This is a genomic window from Streptomyces sp. NPDC031554, from assembly GCF_055580685.1.
The window spans coordinates 152,657-169,733 of sequence record NZ_JBVIKX010000009.1; the positions used below are offsets into that span (position 1 = coordinate 152,657).

General features: G+C 71.9%; 13 protein-coding genes. 1 reads left to right on the top strand and 12 read right to left on the bottom strand.

Annotated features, from left to right (window positions below):
- Positions 1–101: 101 nt before the first annotated feature.
- From pgi to uvrC, 11 genes are all read right to left on the bottom strand, one after another.
- Positions 102–1,754, bottom strand: a complete 1,653-nt coding sequence (pgi, locus tag ACZ5FU_RS23525; RefSeq protein ID WP_451530713.1) for a glucose-6-phosphate isomerase — start codon at positions 1,752–1,754, stop codon at positions 102–104.
- Positions 1,755–2,056: 302 nt separating this feature from the next.
- Complete coding sequence (locus ACZ5FU_RS23530; protein ID WP_356569151.1) at positions 2,057–2,392, bottom strand: RNA polymerase-binding protein RbpA; 336 nt, start codon at positions 2,390–2,392, stop codon at positions 2,057–2,059.
- A gap of 209 nt (positions 2,393–2,601) precedes the next feature.
- Positions 2,602–2,832 carry a preprotein translocase subunit SecG gene (gene secG / locus ACZ5FU_RS23535; RefSeq protein WP_356569274.1) on the bottom strand — a complete coding sequence of 77 codons (231 nt, stop codon included), beginning with the start codon at positions 2,830–2,832 and terminating at the stop codon, positions 2,602–2,604.
- A 112-nt stretch (positions 2,833–2,944) separates the two neighbouring features.
- Complete coding sequence (tpiA, locus tag ACZ5FU_RS23540) at positions 2,945–3,721, bottom strand: triose-phosphate isomerase (protein WP_451530712.1); 777 nt, start codon at positions 3,719–3,721, stop codon at positions 2,945–2,947.
- A 6-nt stretch (positions 3,722–3,727) separates the two neighbouring features.
- On the bottom strand, positions 3,728–4,951 hold the full coding sequence (locus ACZ5FU_RS23545; protein WP_451530711.1) for a phosphoglycerate kinase: 1,224 nt from the start codon (positions 4,949–4,951) through the stop codon (positions 3,728–3,730).
- Positions 4,952–5,083: 132 nt separating this feature from the next.
- Positions 5,084–6,094: a type I glyceraldehyde-3-phosphate dehydrogenase gene (gene gap / locus ACZ5FU_RS23550; RefSeq protein WP_451530710.1), complete on the bottom strand. Its 1,011-nt coding sequence runs from the start codon at positions 6,092–6,094 to the stop codon at positions 5,084–5,086.
- A gap of 229 nt (positions 6,095–6,323) precedes the next feature.
- Positions 6,324–9,281, bottom strand: coding sequence for a M14 family metallopeptidase (locus tag ACZ5FU_RS23555; RefSeq protein ID WP_469046552.1), 2,958 nt, complete (start codon positions 9,279–9,281; stop codon positions 6,324–6,326).
- A 511-nt stretch (positions 9,282–9,792) separates the two neighbouring features.
- Positions 9,793–10,782: a DNA-binding protein WhiA gene (whiA, locus tag ACZ5FU_RS23560; RefSeq protein WP_451530708.1), complete on the bottom strand. Its 990-nt coding sequence runs from the start codon at positions 10,780–10,782 to the stop codon at positions 9,793–9,795.
- Positions 10,773–11,840, bottom strand: a complete 1,068-nt coding sequence (locus ACZ5FU_RS23565; RefSeq protein ID WP_451530707.1) for a gluconeogenesis factor YvcK family protein — start codon at positions 11,838–11,840, stop codon at positions 10,773–10,775. Before ACZ5FU_RS23565 ends, whiA begins: the two co-directional genes overlap by 10 nt.
- On the bottom strand, positions 11,837–12,952 hold the full coding sequence (gene rapZ, locus ACZ5FU_RS23570) for an RNase adapter RapZ (RefSeq protein ID WP_451777132.1): 1,116 nt from the start codon (positions 12,950–12,952) through the stop codon (positions 11,837–11,839). The genes ACZ5FU_RS23565 and rapZ overlap by 4 nt, the downstream gene beginning before the upstream one ends.
- A complete protein-coding gene (gene uvrC, locus ACZ5FU_RS23575; RefSeq protein WP_468838693.1) occupies positions 12,949–15,069 on the bottom strand; it encodes an excinuclease ABC subunit UvrC in 2,121 nt (706 codons plus the stop codon). The genes rapZ and uvrC overlap by 4 nt, the downstream gene beginning before the upstream one ends.
- 274 nt (positions 15,070–15,343) lie before the next feature.
- Between uvrC and ACZ5FU_RS23580 the strand changes: the two genes are divergently transcribed.
- Positions 15,344–16,372 carry a hypothetical protein gene (locus tag ACZ5FU_RS23580; RefSeq protein WP_468838696.1) on the top strand — a complete coding sequence of 343 codons (1,029 nt, stop codon included), beginning with the start codon at positions 15,344–15,346 and terminating at the stop codon, positions 16,370–16,372.
- A 19-nt stretch (positions 16,373–16,391) separates the two neighbouring features.
- Here ACZ5FU_RS23580 and ACZ5FU_RS23585 read toward each other — a convergent pair whose 3' ends face one another.
- Positions 16,392–16,817, bottom strand: coding sequence for a Rieske (2Fe-2S) protein (locus ACZ5FU_RS23585; protein ID WP_451530703.1), 426 nt, complete (start codon positions 16,815–16,817; stop codon positions 16,392–16,394).
- Positions 16,818–17,077 lie beyond the last annotated feature (260 nt).

Genomic DNA, 17,077 nt, shown 5'->3' on the forward strand with positions numbered 1-17,077 from the left:
CCGGGGGCTCTCGGGGGGGCGGGCGGGGGGCCCCCCCCCCCCCCGGGCGGCCCCCCCCCCCCCCCCCCCCACGGCCGTCACCCCGTCGGGCCGTCGCGCCGTCAGCGGCCGCGCAGTTCCCGGTACGTCGCGACGAGGGCCTTCGTGGAGGTGTCGAGGCCGGGGACGTCCGTGCCCTCGGTCAGGGCGGGTTCGACGCGTTTGGCGAGGACCTTGCCGAGTTCCACGCCCCACTGGTCGAAGGAGTCGACGTCCCAGACCGCGCCCTGCACGAACACCTTGTGCTCGTACAACGCGATGAGCTGGCCCAGCACCGACGGCGTCAGCTCGGCGGCCAGGATCGTGGTGGTGGGACGGTCGCCCCGGAACGTCTTGTGGGCCACCAGTTCCTCCGGCACCCCCTCGGCGCGCACCTCCTCGGGCGTCCTGCCGAAGGCCAGCGCCTGGGTCTGCGCGAAGAAGTTCGCCATCAGCAGATCGTGCTGGGCGGCGAGTTCCTCGCTCAGCTCACCCGCCGGACGGGCGAAACCGATGAAGTCCGCCGGGATCAGCTTCGTGCCCTGATGGATCAACTGGTAGTAGGCGTGCTGCCCGTTGGTGCCCGGCGTGCCCCACACCACCGGACCCGTCTCCCACGAGACCGGCCGGCCCGCCCGGTCCACCGACTTGCCGTTGGACTCCATGTCCAGCTGCTGCAGATACGCCGTGAACTTCGACAGGTAGTGACTGTAGGGCAGCACCGCGTGCGACTGCGCCCCCAGGAAATTGCCGTACCAGATGCCCAGCAGCCCCAGCAGCAACGGCGCGTTCTCCTCCGCCGGAGCGGTGCGGAAGTGCTCGTCGACGGTCCGGAACCCCTCCAGTAGCTCACCGAACCGGTCCGCACCGATCGCGATCATCAGGGACAGCCCGATCGCCGAGTCGAAGGAGTACCGGCCCCCCACCCAGTCCCAGAACGCGAACATGTTCGCCGGGTCGACACCGAACTCCGTCACCTTCGCGGCGTTCGTCGACAGCGCCACGAAATGCTTGGCGACCGCCTCCTCCGCACCGCCCAGCCCCGCCAGCAGCCAGGAACGCGCCGAGGTCGCGTTGGTGATCGTCTCGATCGTGGTGAACGTCTTCGACGCCACGACGAACAGCGTCTCCGCCGGGTCCAGGTCCCGCACCGCCTCGTGCAGGTCCGCCCCGTCCACGTTCGACACGAACCGCACCCCCACAGAGCGGTCGGTGAAGCAGCGCAGCGCCTCGTACGCCATCGCCGGCCCCAGATCGGAACCACCGATACCGATGTTGACCACCGTACGGATCCGCCGGCCGGTGTGACCGGTCCACTCCCCCGAACGCACCCGCCCGGCGAAATCCGCCATCCTGTCCAGGACCTCGTGCACCGCCGGCACGACGTCCTCCCCGTCCACCTCCACCACCGCACCCCGCGGAGCACGCAACGCGGTGTGCAACACCGCCCGGTCCTCGGTGGTGTTGATCCTCTCGCCCCGGAACATCGCGTCCCGCAGACCGAAGACACCGGTCGCGACCGCGAGTTCCCGCAACAGCGCGAGCGTCTCGTCGGTGACCAGATGCTTGGAGTAGTCGATGCGCAGGTCGCCGACCCGCAGTGTGTACCTGCTGCCGCGCCCGGCGTCGGCGGCGAACAGCTCGCGCAGCCGCACCTCGCCGAGTTCCTCGCGGTGCTTGGCCAGAGCGGTCCACTCGGGCGTCCGGTCGAGCCTCGTACGGCCGTCTGCGTTCATGTCGGACCCAGCCCTCTTCTCTCACCTGTCCGTGCCGCGCGTCTTGTCCCGCTGCGGTCCCAACCTAGTTGATCAGGGCGTGACATGAGCTGTCGTGGGACCGTCCCGCGGTGCGCGACAGGAGATACGTACACACGGCCCGCGGGTGTCAGCGCGACGGCCGGCAGGACGGAGGAGAAGAAAGGCAGGACGGGGCAGGGCAGGACGGCACGGGTCATCACCCGTCCGGTGGCGGACGGCCACCGGTGCGCGGAACAAGTACGGTCATGTGCCGCGGCGGGCGCCTGACCGTTCCTCAACTCCTAGATCTCGCCCCGCAGTTTGGCGAGCGCCTCGGCGAGGATCGCCTCGCCGTCCGCGTCGCTGCGCCGCTCCCGCACATAGGCGAGGTGCGTCTTGTAGGGCTCGGTGCGCGGCGGAGCCGGGGGGTTGTCCCGGTCCTGGCCGGCCGGGAAGCCGCAGCGCGGGCAGTCCCAGGTGTCGGGAACCTGCGCGTCGCTGGCGAAGCTGGGCTGTGTCTCGTGCCCGTTGGAGCACCAGAAGGAGATGCGGGCACGCGGCGCGGACTCGCCGCGCTCGGCCTCGCCCATCGGCCCCGCCCCGACCCGGCTTCCCCGGATCGCGTTGCCACTTGCCACGGTCGTAACTCCCTGCGTGATGGTGCCGCGAAGCGAGTCGGCGTTTCGCTTCGCTGCGAGCGCCTCAGTCTACGTAAGGCCCAACGCGCGTCCAGTGATTGGAGCTACAACCCCCCACACGTAGACGCAAGCCCCATGATAGGCCGCGCTCAGCTGCGCGTACCGAACATGGGGCCTTACGTACCGGATGTGTGCCTGCGAGAGGCTGATCAGCTGTTCGTCTTCATCAGGATGCCGAGGACGATGATGCTCGCGAACCAGAGCAGACCGATCACCACGGTGATGCGGTCGAGGTTGCGCTCGGCGACCGAGGAGCCGCCCACGGAGGACTGCATGCCGCCACCGAACATGTCGGAGAGACCGCCGCCCTTTCCCTTGTGCATCAGCACCAGCAGCATCAGCAGCAGGCTGAAGACGATCAGGGCGATCGAGAACCCCAAAACCACGGCTGGACCAACTTCCTCGGATTCGGACGACGACGGGGGCACAGCTTCCACGCTGTGCCCCCGCAAGGGTACGACGGATCGCCGCTACCGCATACTCACAGCCCGGTCACTGATCGCGGAAGCGCACGATCTTGACGAACTCCTCGTGATCCAGCGAGGCGCCTCCGACCAGCGCGCCGTCGATGTCGGGCTGCGCCATGATCTCGGCGACGTTGCCCGACTTGACCGAGCCGCCGTACTGGATGCGGATCTTGTCGGCCACGTCCTGGGAGTACAGCTCGGCGAGCTTGCCGCGGACGGCCGCGCAGACCTCCTGGGCGTCCTCGGCACCGCAGACCTTGCCGGTGCCGATGGCCCACACCGGCTCGTAGGCGACCACGACGGTCTCGGCCTGCTCGGCCGGGACGTCCCGCAGGCCGCCCTCGACCTGGGCGAGGGTGTGCGCCACGTGGTTGCCCGCCTCGCGGACGTCCAGCTCCTCGCCGACGCACAGGATCGGGGTGAGGCCGTGCTTGTAGGCGGCCTTGACCTTGGCGTTCACCCGCTCGTCGGTCTCGCCGTGGTACTGCCGGCGCTCGGAGTGGCCGACCGCGACGTAGGTGCAGCGCAGCTTGGCGAGCATCGGGCCGGAGATCTCGCCGGTGTAGGCGCCGCCGTCGTGGGCGGAGATGTCCTGGGCGCCGTACTTGATCTTCAGCTTGTCGTGCTCGACCAGCGTCTGTACGGAGCGCAGGTCGGTGAAGGGCGGCAGGACGGCGACCTCGACGGCCTCGTAGTCCTTGTCGGCCAGGGCGAAGGCGAGCTTCTGGGTGTGGGCGATGGCCTCGAGGTGGTTGAGGTTCATCTTCCAGTTGCCCGCCATCAGCGGCGTACGGGTGCTCATGCGGGGTCAGTCCTCCAGTGCGGCGAGGCCGGGGAGCGTCTTGCCCTCGAGGTATTCGAGGGAGGCGCCGCCACCGGTCGAGATGTGGCCGAATGCGTTCTCGTCGAAGCCCAGCAGGCGGACGGCCGCGGCGGAGTCGCCGCCGCCGACGACCGTGAAGGCCGGGGAGTCGAGGAGGGCCTGGGCGACCGCCTTGGTGCCCTCGGCGTAGTCGGGGTGCTCGAAGACGCCCATCGGGCCGTTCCAGAAGACGGTGGCGGCGTCGGCGAGCTTCGAGGCGTACAGCTTGCGGGTCTCGGGGCCGATGTCCAGGCCCAGCTGACCTGCGGGGATGGCGTCCGCGGCGACGGTGTTCGGGTGCGACGGCGCCTTGGTCCTGAGGTCCGGGAAGGCGGTGGAGGTCACCACGTCGACGGGGAGGACCAGCTCCACGCCGCTCTTCTCCGCCCGCTCGATGTACTCCCGGACGACCGGGATCTGGTCCTCCTGGAGCAGGGAGGCGCCGACCTCGTGGCCCTTGGCCTTGAGGAAGGTGAAGACCATGCCGCCGCCGATGAGGAGGCGGTCCGCCTTGCCGAGCAGCTGGTCGATGACGGCGAGCTTGTCGGAGACCTTGGATCCGCCGAGGGCGACGACGTAGGGCCGCTCGACGTCCTCGGTGAGCTTCTTCAGGACGCCGACCTCGGTGGCGATGAGGTAGCCGGCGGCGTGCGGCAGCCGGGCGGGGAGGTCGAAGACCGACGCGTGCTTGCGGTGGACGGCGCCGAAGCCGTCGCCCACGTACACGTCGGCGAGTTGGGCCAGCTGGTCGGCGAAGGCGCCGCGCTCGGCGTCGTCCTTGGCCGTCTCGCCCGCGTTGAAGCGCAGGTTCTCGATGACGGCGACCTGTCCGTCGGTCAGGGCGGCGACGGTCGAGCGGGCGGAGTCGCCGACCGTGTCGGTCGCGAACGCCACGTCGGTGCCGAGGAGCTCACCGAGCCGCGTGGCGGCCGGGGCGAGCGAGAAGGCCGGGTCCGGGGCGCCCTTGGGGCGGCCCAGGTGCGAGGCGACGACCACCTTGGCGCCCGCGTCCGCGAGGGCCTTGACGGTCGGGAGCACGGCGCGGATGCGGCCGTCGTCAGAGATTTCCACGGTGGTGCCGTCGTTCACCAACGGCACGTTGAGGTCGGCGCGGACGAAGACCCGCTTTCCGGCCACGCCTTCGGAGAGGAGTTCGTCGATCGTCTTCATGTAAGGGGCTCCCGGGAGGGCTCGTGTTCTCCGTGATCGTGGAGAGGGCGGTCTGCACGTGAGGCAGGGCCCGGCGACGCGTCCCCGCGCCGTCCGGGCCCTGCCCTCACATCGAGGTGCCTGATCCGTCGATCAGAGCTGGTTGCCGACGAAGACCGTCAGGTCGACGAGGCGGTTGGAGTAGCCCCACTCGTTGTCGTACCAGCCGAGGATCTTCACCGTGTTGCCCTCCTGGACCATGGTCAGGGAGGAGTCGAAGGTGCAGGAGGACGGGTCGCTGACGATGTCCGAGGAGACGATCGGGTCCTCGGTGTAGGTCAGGAAGCCCTTGAGGTCGCCGTCCTCGGCGGCCTTCTTGAACGCGGCGTTGACCTCGTCCTTGGTGACCTCGCGCTGGAGCGTGACGACCAGGTCGGTCGCCGAGCCGGTCGGGACCGGGACGCGCATCGCGATGCCGTCGAGCTTGCCCTTGAGCTGGGGCAGGACCAGGGCGGTGGCCTTGGCGGCACCCGTCGTGGTCGGGATGATGTTCTCGGCGGCGGCGCGGGCGCGGCGCAGGTCCTTGTGCGGGAAGTCCAGGATGCGCTGGTCGTTGGTGTACGCGTGGACCGTCGTCATCAGACCCTTGACGATGCCGAAGTTCTCGTCGAGGACCTTGGCCATCGGCGCCACACAGTTGGTGGTGCAGGAGGCGTTGGAGATGACGTGGTGGTTCGCCGGGTCGTACTTGTCCTGGTTGACGCCCATCACGATGGTGATGTCCTCGTCCTTGGCCGGAGCCGAGATGAGGACCTTCTTGGCGCCGCCGGCGATGTGCTTCTCGGCGTCGGCCTTCTTGGTGAAGATGCCCGTCGACTCGATGACGATGTCGACGCCGAGGTCGCCCCACGGGATGTCGGCGGGGTCGCGCTCGGACAGGACCTTGATGGTGTGGCCGTCGACGGTGATCGTGTCGGCGGTGTGCGACACCTCGGCCTTCAGGCGGCCCAGGATGGTGTCGTACTTGAGCAGGTGAGCGGTTGTCGCGGTGTCACCCAGGTCGTTGACAGCCACGATCTCGATGTCAGCACCCTGCTCCAGCAGCGCGCGGAAGTAGTTACGACCGATGCGGCCAAAGCCGTTGATGCCTACGCGGATCGTCACGAACCGATCTCCTCGTTGGTACGCCGGCCACGAGGTGCCGGCGAGCTGTATTTGGGATGTCCCCGACCACCCCCGACCCTACCTCTCCGAGGCGGCCGGGGTGACATCGACTTCGCCCATACCCGGCAGGGCGGTCCGTACCCGTCAGTAGGGGTACGGACCGCCCCGCGCCGGAGGGCCGGCGGCCCGGTTCGGTCACTCCGTGTCGTCCTTGTCCGAGCTCTGCGTGTCAGCCGTCAAGTGAGTCGAGGGCCTTTCCGATGAGCGCGGTGCGGTCGGCCGCCGCGGCGAGGTGTTCCAGGCCGAAGCCCAGCAGCACGGTGTCGTCGGTGGTGACCGCCCCGTAGGTCTGGAAGAGCGTGCCGGTGCGCGCCCAGCCCTTCAGCACGGCCGGGCTGCCCGGGGGCGGTCCGGCGGCCCGCCAGGCACCGAGGGAGGTCTCGAAGCCCTCGGTCTGGGTGGCAGTGCCGCCCACGACGAGCGAGGCCTCGTCGGCGAGGACGCCGTGGCCGCCGCTGCCCGGGTCGGTGACGTAGCCGAGGGAGACCTCCACGGTCTTCCCGGCGTGGGCGCTCAGGTCGAACTCCACCTGCTGCCAGCCGCTGGAGGCGCCGGTGAGGGCGTTCCAGGAGCCGGTGGTGCCGGTCGCGGTGCACCCGTCCGCCGTGAGGGTCAGGTAGTGCCGCAGCTGCGGGTGCTCCCCGATGTAGTAGCCGGCCGCGCACTCGGCGGGCACGGCGGTGCCGGTGGCGCCGCCGGCCTCGGGCAGGGTCGTCCAGTCGTCGGCCCCGGCCGTGCGGATCTCGACCAGCGCGTTGTCGTAGCCCGGTTCGGTGTCCCACAGCAGCCGGGTGCGCAGGGCGGGCCGGTCGGCGGCGGTGACACCGGTGAGGTCGATGGTGCGGGTGAGGCGCTTGTAGGCGTCGTCGGTGTGGACGGCGGCCGCCATGCCCGTGCCCGCGTACGGCCCGTACGGGTTGACGGTCCCCGCGAACCGTCCCGCTCCCGCGCTCGCGAACTGCGGGTACGTGGCGGGGGGCAGCTCGTCGGAGGTGACGCCGTAGGTGCCGGCCCGGTCCAGCGGGTTGCCGGGGGCGCCGGTGAGCGGCGCGCTGTATCCGAGGAGCGCTCCGGCACCGTCGAATCCGGTGGCGCCGGGGGTGGAGGTGCGCGAGTGGGCGCCCAGGTAGTACTGGCTGAAGTCGTCGGACGGGGTGCCGTCGCCGAGGTCGACGCTGCCGCCGGCCAGTTCGCCGGCCTCGATGAGCTTGCCGCCCTCGTTGAGGAAGGCGCGCAGCTCCAGCTGGGTCGGGTTGCCGGGGACGCTCGCGCCCGTGTAGTGGACGACCGTGCCGAAGTGGCTCAGCACGCCGAGCGCGTCGGGCGCGCCCTGTGTGGCGACGTCCCAGACGAGGGCCCTGCGGCCGTTGGCCCTGAGCGCGTCCACGTAGGTCTGCGCCAGGGTGGCGGTGACGCCCTCCTCGGCGACGACGAGGGTGTCGGCCCGCGGCCGCTCGGCGACCGTGTAGGTGAAGTGCGCGCTGGAGACCTTCCGGCCGCCGGCGCTCTCGCCGGTGAACCACACCTCGACCTCGTCGCCGGGTTCGCCGTGGCGGACCTTCGCCCGGTACTCGTCGTAGAAGAGGTCGTCCTCGCCGCCGTAGGTCTCGCCGCCCTTCCAGGGCCTGAGTGCCTGGCCGTGGGTGCGGCCGCCGTTGACGCGGTACCTGAGTTCCTTGTCGCGGACCGCCTTGCGCACGACGACGGAGACCTCCTGGTCCGCGCCGCGTCCGTACGACGTGGTGAAGCCCGCCGGGGTGAAGTCGGGGGCGGCCAGTCCGACGGAGGACTTCGGCCGGTCGGGGCGGGCGGCGCTCTCGGCGACGGAGAGCGCGAAGGGGACGTTCTTCTCGAACTCCTGCTGGATCAGCTTCTCGTCGTCCGGGAAGTTGAACACCGACTGGCAGTCGGCGGCGTTCCACTGGTCGTCCGGGAAGAGGTTCGAGGCCGTCTGGCAGGTCGACATCTCGGGGGTGAACATCGCGGTGCCGTTGACGTTGGAGGCGTGGCCGTCGGCCTCGCCGTTGGTGGTGTACAGCTCCGAGGAGACCTGCGGGCGGTAGCCGGGGATCGCGGAGTTCTCCGGGGTGCCGGCGAGCGCCCGGTACGCGACGTCGTCCGGGGTGTCGGTGGCGACCTGCCAGCCGACGCCGTAGAGGAGGAGTTCGGCCGCGGAGTGGTAGTTGATGCCGTAGGCGAAGCCGACGCGCTTCTCGAAGGCGTCGAGCGCCTTGGTCTCGGGCTCGGAGTTCGGGCCCGCGCCACGGTAGGTCTGGCTGGTGGCATTGGGGGACGAGCCCTCGTCGTCGTAGCCCCACTTGTAGGCGAAGTTGCGGTTGAGGTCGACGCCGTCGCCGGTGCGGATCTCGCCGTCGGCGTTGACGTCGCGCAGGTTCTTGCGCCACAGGCGGTTGGCGGGGTCCTGGAAGGTGTGGTCGTAGCCGTCGGGGTTGGCCGACAGGACGAACCACAGCTCGGTCGAGTCGACGAGCTTCCTGACGCGCCGGTCGGTGCGGTAGGTGTCGAGGTAGTGGTGCATCAGCCGCCGGGTCATCTCCGGGGTGATCCACTCGCGCGCGTGCTGATTGGACATGTACAGCACCGAGGGTCTGGAGCCGTCCGCGGTCTTCTTCGCGTTCTTGGTGAGCTTGAGCGCGAGGATGTCCTGGCCGCGGACCGTCTTCCCGATGGAGACGACCTTGGTGAGGCCGGGGTTCTGCCGGGCGGTGCGGAGGATCTCCTCCTTGAGGCCGCCGCTGCCGCTGTACGGCCGGAACACGCCGTCGGCCGCGGCCGCCACGCGGTTCTCGGCTCTGGCGGAGAGGGTGTGCTCGGTGAGCGGGACGCCCTGCTTCTCCAGCTTCCGCGCCTGGTCGTCGGTGAGGTACACCTCGACGGTGGCGGTGCCCCGTCCGGTCGCCCGCTCACTGAGCTCGTGGCCGTCCTGGCCGGCCGCCAGCAGCAGGGGTACCTGCTGCTGGGTGACCTCGGCGCGGAAGACCTTGACCTCGTCGGCGTCGGAGGTGCCGGGGGAACTTCCGGGCTGTGCCCGGGCGATGGGTGCGATGCTCGCTCCGCCGATCAGGAGCGCGCCGACAGCGAGGATCGATCTCGCTCTACGTCTCATGGACCCCCCTTGCGTGGGTCCGCCACGGCGGCGGACAGAGTCAGGCTCATGACTGTTCATGATCGAGTCAAGGGTGCGTCAAAATGGCGCCGTGGGGCGGTAGTTGGCGCCGAGGCGGGTGTTCACGGGAGGGACGGGGCCGGCGTTGCGGGGGTGGCCACGGGGGTGACCGCGCCGGTGCGGCGGGGTTCTCGGGGGGCGCGGCGGGAGGTGGCCGTGCCGGTGCGGTGGGGGTGACCGCTTCGTGCGGCGAGGGTGGCCGTGCCGTGCGGCGGGAGGGACCGCGCGGGTGGCCGGGCCGGTGCCGGCCACCCGCTGAGGGCGGTCGGCACCGGCGAGTCGCCACCGCGTACCGGCCGTCCGGGCCGGGTCCGGCCCGGACGGGACGTCGGCGCGGACATCCGGCGGGGACATCGGCCGGCAGGGCGGGCGGCCCCGGCCGGTCGGGCGGTCAGCCCCGGTCGGGCGGCCCCGGCCGGTCGGCCCTGGCAGGTCAGCCCCGGTCGGGCGGTCAGCCCACCAGGTTGTCGGCGAGTTCCTCGCTGAGGTTGGCGTCCGTGCCCGGGATGCCGAGGTCCGAGGCCCGCTTGTCGGCCATCGCCAGCAGTCGGCGGATCCGGCCGGCGACCGCGTCCTTGGTCAGCGGCGGGTCGGCGAGCGCGCCCAGCTCCTCCAGGGAGGCCTGCTTGTGATCCATGCGCAGCCGGCCGGCCGCCGCCAGGTGCTCGGGCACCTCGTCGCCGAGGATCTCCAGGGCGCGCTGGACGCGGGCACCGGCGGCGACGGCGGCCCGGGCGGAACGGCGCAGGTTGGCGTCGTCGAAGTTGGCGAGGCGGTTCGCCGTGGCGCGCACCTCGCGGCGCATCCGGCGCTCCTCCCAGGCCAGCACCGACTCGTGGGCGCCGAGGCGGGTGAGCAGCGCGCCGATCGCGTCCCCGTCGCGGACCACGACCCGGTCGACCCCGCGCACCTCACGGGCCTTCGCGGCGATCGACAGCCGGCGGGCGGCGCCGACCAGCGCGAGCGCGGCCTCGGGACCCGGGCAGGTGACCTCCAGGGAGGAGGACCGGCCGGGCTCGGTGAGCGAACCGTGCGCCAGGAAGGCCCCGCGCCAGGCCGCCTCCGCGTCGCAGGTGGCCCCGGAGACCACCTGCGGGGGCAGCCCGCGGATGGGGCGTCCGCGGCCGTCCACCAGACCGGTCTGGCGGGCCAGCTGGTCACCGCCCGCCACCACCCGTACGACGTAACGCGAGCCGCGGCGCAGACCGCCGGGCGCCATCACGATCAGCTCCGAGCTGTGACCGAAGATCTCCAGGATGTCGCGCTTGAGCCGGCGGGCCGCCATCGCCGTGTCCAGCTCCGCCTCGATCACGATGCGCCCGCTCACCAGGTGGAGGCCGCCGGCGAACCGCAGAACGGCGGAGACCTCCGCCTTCCTGCAGCAGGTCCGGGTGACGGGGAGCCGGGAGATCTCGTCCTTCACCGCTGCCGTCATCGCCATGGGCCGATCCTTCCATGCATCCGAAAAATACGGTCGTACGCGGCGGCCAACAGCTCCGGGTCGTGCCTCGGGGTGCCGTCGGGCCGGGCCACCGGCGCCAGCTCGACCGCGGCCCCGAACCGCTTGGCGGCATCGGTCAGGGAGTCGCGGTCGGGCACGGCGGCCTCGTCGGCCAGCACCACGTCCAGGGCGAGTTTAGGGGCGTGTCGTCCCAAAACCTCCAAATGACGCTGCGGGGAGAAGCCCTCGGTTTCTCCCGGCTGCGGCGCGAGATTGAGTGAGAGTACCCGGCGTGCCTTCGTCTCGGTGAGCGCGTCCAGCAGTTCGGGCACCAGCAGGTGCGGGATGACCGACGAGAACCAGGAACCGGGTCCGAGCACCACCCAGTCCGCGTCGAGGACGGCCGCCACCGCCTCCGGGACGGCCGGCGGGTCGGACGGCACGAGGTGCACGGACTGCACCTCACCGGTGGTGAGCGCGACGGTCGCCTGCCCGCGCACGGTGTCGACGTCCTCGGGGCGGGCCGGATCGTGCCCCTTGACCAGTGCCTGGAGCTCCAGCGGCACGGCGGACATGGGCAGCACGCGTCCCTGTGCGCCGAGGAGCTTGCCGACCAGGTCCAGGGCCTGGACGTGGTCGCCGAGCTGCTCCCACAGGGCGACGATCAGCAGGTTGCCGACGGCGTGGCCGTTGATCTCGCCCTGCGACTGGAAGCGGTGCTGGACGACCCGGGCCCAGGTCTGGCCCCATTCGTCGTCGCCGCACAGGGCGGCCAGGGCCTTGCGCAGGTCGCCGGGGGGCAGCACGCCCAGTTCGTCGCGCAGCCGCCCGCTGGAACCGCCGTCGTCGGCCACCGTGACGACCCCCGTGAGGTCGCCGGTGATCCGGCGCAGCGCGGTGAGCGACGCGGACAGCCCCATGCCGCCGCCGAGGGCGACGACCTTGGGCTGGGCGCCGCGGCGGCGCGGTCTGGCACCGCGGGCCTCGACCGGCCGGCCCGTGCGCCCTTCCGGCACCGTTCTGCGCAGCCTGCCCAGCCGCGGAGTGCGTCCCGTCATTCCCGTCCCATGTCCCGGTGCACGACCACCGTCTCCACGCCCTCGGCCGCGAGGCGCGCGGCGAGCTTCTCCGACATCGCCACCGAGCGGTGCTTGCCGCCCGTGCAGCCGACCGCGATGGTCACGTAGCGCTTGCCCTCGCGGCGGTAGCCGGCGGCGACCAGCTGGAGGAGCTCGGTGTACCGGTCGAGGAACTCCTTTGCCCCGGGCTGGTTGAGGACGTATCCCGAGACCTCCTCGTTCAGCCCGGTGAAGGGGCGCAGTTCCGGGACCCAGTGCGGGTTGGGCAGGAAGCGCATGTCCACGACCAGGTCGGCGTCCACGGGGAGGCCGTACTTGAAGCCGAAGGACATCACGGTGGCCCGCAGTTCGGGCTCCTCGTCGCCGGCGAACTGGGCGTCCATCTTGGCGCGCAGCTCGTGCACGTTGAGGCTGGAGGTGTCGATCACCAGGTCGGCGTCGCCGCGCAGCTCGCGCAGCAGTTCGCGCTCGGCGGCGATGCCGTCCACGATCCGGCCGTCGCCCTGGAGGGGATGCGGGCGGCGCACGGACTCGAAGCGGCGGACCAGGGCGTCGTCGGAGGACTCCAGGAACACGATCCGCCGGGTGACGCCCTTGGCCTCGAGGTCGGCGAGGGACTCGCGGAGGTTGTCGAAGAACCGGCGGCCGCGCACGTCGACGACGACCGCGATCCGCGCCACGTTGCCCTGGGAGCGGGCGCCCAGCTCCACCATGGTGGGGATCAGGGCGGGCGGGAGGTTGTCGACGACGAACCAGCCGAGGTCCTCCAGACACTTGGCGGCCGTCGAGCGGCCGGCCCCGGACATGCCGGAGATGATCACCAGCTCGGGGATGGCCGCCTCGGGGATCCCGGGCGGCGTGACGTCGGTACTCACCTGTGCTCCGTCTTCGTGACCTGCGGTGGGCGCGGCGCCGGGGGCGTCCACGGGGTGTTCGGCCCCGGCGGGGACCACGTCGTGCCGGGGGTGGTGCCGGGGGCGGTCCTCGCCGGTCCGGCTGTGTTCCTGCTGGGGGGTGACCCCCGCCGTCGCGGGCGGCGCCGTGGGCGTGGGTTCTCGCTCCGGTGCGGGTGGTGCGTCGTGCTCGGTCATGTCTCCTGCCCCCGTCGGTCTTCCGGGGCGCCCGCGGACACGGGCTCCCCGGAGGAGCCCGCCGTCGTGTCGGGCTCCTCCTCCATGATCTCCCCGGTCGCCGTGTTCACGGCGGGTGCGGGCGGAGCCGCCCGGGCGAAGGCCGCGGCGATCGTCTCGGCCGTCTTGCGGCCGATGCCGGGCACCTCGCAGATCTGGTCGATCGTCGCCGAGCGCAGCCTCTTCACCGAACCGAAGTGCTTGATGAGCGCCTGCTTGCGCGTCTCGCCGAGACCCGGCACGTCGTCCAGCGGGCCGGCGCGGAACCGCTTGGCCCGCTTGGTCCGTTGGTAGGTGATCGCGAAGCGGTGCGCCTCGTCACGGACCCGCTGGAGCAGGTAGAGGCCCTCGCTGCTGCGGGGCAGGACCACGGGGTCGTCGTCGTCCGGCAGCCAGACCTCCTCCAGGCGCTTGGCGAGGCCGCAGACGGCGATGTCGTCGATGCCCAGTTCGTCCAGCGCCCGCCGGGCCGCCGCCACCTGGGGCTGTCCGCCGTCCACGACGACGAGCTGGGGCGGGTAGGCGAACCGCTTGGGGCGGCCGTCGTCCTCGGTGAGGCTGTCGGCGACCGGGCCGTCGGCGGCCCCGGCGGAAAGCCCGGCGGAGTCGGCGGTCCCGGTGGCGTCCGCGTCGGCGGCTCCGCCGGTGGCGTCGGCGTCGGTCCACTCCCCCGTCCGCTCCTTGTCCGCGAGGTAGCGGCGGAAGCGGCGGGTGATCACCTCGTGCATCGAGCGGACGTCGTCCTGGCCCTCGAAGCCCTTGATCTGGAAGCGGCGGTACTCGCTCTTGCGGGCCAGGCCGTCCTCGAAGACGACCATGGAGGCCACGACGTCGTCGCCCTGGAGGTGCGAGATGTCGTAGCACTCGATGCGCAGCGGGGCGCTGTCCAGATCCAGGGCGTCGGCGATCTCCTCCAGCGCGCGCGAGCGCGTGGTGAGATCGGAGGCGCGCCTGGTCTTGTGCAGGGCGAGGCCCTGCTGGGCGTTGCGCTCCACGGTCTCCATCAGGGCCCGCTTGTCGCCGCGCTGGGGGATGCGCAGCGAGACGTGGGACCCGCGGCGGCCGGTGAGCCACTCCTGGACCGGTTCCAGCGGGTCGGGCAGGGCGGGGACCAGGACCTCCTTGGGCACCGCGTCGCCGGTCTCCTCGCCGTAGAGCTGCTGGAGGGCGTGTTCGACGAGGGCGCCGGTGGTGATCTCCTCGACCTTGTCGGTGACCCAGCCGCGCTGGCCGCGGATGCGTCCGCCGCGGACGTGGAAGATCTGGACGGCCGCCTCCAGCTCGTCCTCGGCGACCGCGATCAGGTCGGCGTCGGTCGCGTCGGCGAGCACGACCGCGTTCTTCTCCATGGCCTTCCTCAGGGCCCCGATGTCGTCGCGCAGGCGGGCGGCCCGCTCGTACTCCATCTCCTCGGCCGCCTCCGCCATCTGCTTCTCCAGACGGCGCAGATGGGCTCCGGTGCGACCGGTCATGAAGTCGCAGAACTCGTCCGCCAGCTCCCGGTGGTCGTCGGGCGAGATCCGGCCGACGCAGGGCGCGGAGCACTTGCCGATGTAGCCGAGCAGGCAGGGCCGGCCGGTGCGGGCGGCGTTCTTGAAGACGCCGGCCGAGCAGGTGCGGACGGGGAAGACGCGCAGGAGGAGGTCGACGGTGTCCCGGATCGCCCACGCGTGCGCGTACGGCCCGAAGTACCTGACGCCCTTCTTCTTGTGGCCGCGCATCACCTGCACGCGCGGGAACTCCTCGTTCATCGTCACCGCGAGGTACGGGTAGCTCTTGTCGTCGCGGTACTTGACGTTGAACCGGGGGTCGTACTCCTTGATCCAGGAGTACTCCAGCTGGAGCGCCTCGACCTCCGTGGACACCACGGTCCACTCGACGGACGCGGCCGTCGTGACCATCGTGCGGGTGCGCGGGTGGAGGCCCGCCAGGTCCTGGAAGTAGTTCGCCAGGCGCTGGCGCAGGCTTTTCGCCTTTCCGACGTAGATCACCCGGCGGTGCTCGTCGCGGAATCGGTACACCCCGGGAGAGTCGGGGATCTGCCCCGGCTTGGGGCGGTAGCTGGAGGGGTCGGCCATGTCTCACACCCTACTGGCGTGTGGTGACAGTCCGGCGGGGCTGTGGACGACGGCGCCGGGCGTGCGGGGCAAGGGCGCCGACTCGGCCACGGCGGCACCGCGTTCCCGCGGCACCTGTTGTCGGGACCATGTCGACACGCTTCAATGCGGGGAGACTCCGGGCGGTGAACCCCGCGCTGCGAAGGGGAGGGCGCGCCCGCGTCGCCGGGGCGGCCCGGACACCCGCGCGAACGGTCCGACCGGCCGTCGCGAGCATTCACAGAGAGGCCCCCGCATGCCGCATGCCCCAGAGCACGTGGACGCCGACGCGCACACCGCCGCGGAGACCTCGGCGGGGACCTGCCCGAGGGCCGGTGTGACGGCCGGCGCCCGGCCCGGCCCCGGTGCCGCGGCCGAACTGGACGGGGCCTTGAGCGGCGGCCCCTTCCACGTCGCCCTGCGCGCCGCGATCGCCGCCCGGGGGCTGCCCCTGCAGCGCGTCCAGCACCATCTGTCGCGGCACGGGGTCAAGGTCGGGGTCACGAGCCTGAGCTACTGGCAGCAGGGGGCCCGGCGCCCGCAGCGCCCGGAGTCGCTGCGGGCCGTGCGCGCCCTGGAGGAGATCCTCCGGTTGCCGGACGAGTCCCTGATCCGGCTGCTCGCGGAGGCCGACGGGAAGGCGCCCGCCGGACAGCCGGCCGGCCGCACGTACCGGTCGCTCCTGGAGGCCTCGGACGTCCTGGAGAAGCTCCTCGTCGAATGGGGGCGCCCCCCGGACGACGGGCTGCACGCCCTGGGCCACCACGAGCGGGTCCGCATCGGGGCCTGCCGGGAACTGCTGGAACGCGAGTCGCAGCATGTCGTCCGCGCCCGCCGCGACGGCGTCGACCGTTTCGTCGCCGTCCACCACGGGAACCCCGGCTGCGCCCCGGAACGGATGTCCGTGCACGCCCTGGAGAACTGCCGGACCGGCCGCGTCCGCCGGCACCACGACACCGGCGTCCTGGTGGCCGAGTTCCTCTTCGACACCCGCCTGCGCGCCGGCGACACCTTCCTCTTCGGCTACGGCGTCGAGGACGGCACCGCCGGGGCCGCCCACGAGTACGTCCGCGGCTTCGACGCCCCCGGTGGCCAGTACGCCCTGCAGGTCCGGTTCGCCGAGAGCGCCGTGCCGGTGCGCTGCCACCGCTTCGCACGGCACTCGCCCGCGGCCCCGCGCGGCAGCCGTCAGGAACTTGTCCTCAGCGGGCGCCACCGCTCGGTGCACCTCGTCGAGCCGCGGGTGCGGTCGGGCATGGTGGGCATCGGGTGGGACTGGGAGTGAACGAGGGGGCCTCGGCCGGTCAGACGGCCGGCCCCGAAACGATCTTGCCGTTCTCGGTCCTGACCGGGAGCTCGTTCAGCGGCACGGTCGCCGGTGCCCGCAGCACCTCGCCGGTCGTGGCGTCGAACTCGCTGCCGTGGCAGGGACAGATCAGGGTCGTCCCCTCGAGCTTGTTGATGGGGCACCCCGCGTGCGTGCAGATCGAGCTGTACGCCTTCAGCTCGCCGGCCGCGGACCGGCTGACCACCACGTTGTGGTCCCGGTGGAGCATGGCGCCCCCCTTCGCGACCTCGTCGGCCGCGCCCAGTTCGACGGGCGCGGTCGGGGTGGCGGGCGCGGTGGTCCCGCCGGTCGGCGAACAGGCGGCCAGACCGAGGCCCGCGGCCGGTGCGAGGGCCGCTCCCCGCAGGACGGTACGGCGGGTCGCTGACGGGCGGGCGGGCATGCGCATCTCCAGGGTCCGGGGCGGGGCGGGGGCCGACGGTGCGGGACCGCCGTACGGTACGCGGCCTGCGGGCCCGCCGCCCCGCGCACGATACCGGCCGGGAGCGGGGCGGACGGAGGCGGGTTGCCACGGAATGCCACGGGTTGCGCCGAAGCGGTCGTCACGGGGCGCACGGGGAAGGGTGGCGGTGGCCGGGGCGGAGCGCGCGGCCTCGCGGGGCGGGGCGGGGCGCGGCGCGGGAACGCTTGCGTCGGCGTGTA

Bases quoted from the DNA above. Each gene is read 5' to 3' on its own strand.
- pgi (WP_451530713.1), bottom strand. From the start codon at position 1,754: ATGAACGCAGACGGCCGTACGAGGCTCGACCGGACGCCCGAGTGGACC.
- tpiA (WP_451530712.1), bottom strand. From the start codon at position 3,721: ATGAGCACCCGTACGCCGCTGATGGCGGGCAACTGGAAGATGAACCTC.
- ACZ5FU_RS23545 (WP_451530711.1), bottom strand. From the start codon at position 4,951: ATGAAGACGATCGACGAACTCCTCTCCGAAGGCGTGGCCGGAAAGCGG.
- ACZ5FU_RS23555 (WP_469046552.1), bottom strand. From the start codon at position 9,281: ATGAGACGTAGAGCGAGATCGATCCTCGCTGTCGGCGCGCTCCTGATC.
- whiA (WP_451530708.1), bottom strand. From the start codon at position 10,782: ATGGCGATGACGGCAGCGGTGAAGGACGAGATCTCCCGGCTCCCCGTC.
- ACZ5FU_RS23565 (WP_451530707.1), bottom strand. From the start codon at position 11,840: ATGACGGGACGCACTCCGCGGCTGGGCAGGCTGCGCAGAACGGTGCCG.
- rapZ (WP_451777132.1), bottom strand. From the start codon at position 12,952: ATGACCGAGCACGACGCACCACCCGCACCGGAGCGAGAACCCACGCCC.
- uvrC (WP_468838693.1), bottom strand. From the start codon at position 15,069: ATGGCCGACCCCTCCAGCTACCGCCCCAAGCCGGGGCAGATCCCCGAC.
- ACZ5FU_RS23580 (WP_468838696.1), top strand. From the start codon at position 15,344: ATGCCGCATGCCCCAGAGCACGTGGACGCCGACGCGCACACCGCCGCG.
- ACZ5FU_RS23585 (WP_451530703.1), bottom strand. From the start codon at position 16,817: ATGCCCGCCCGCCCGTCAGCGACCCGCCGTACCGTCCTGCGGGGAGCG.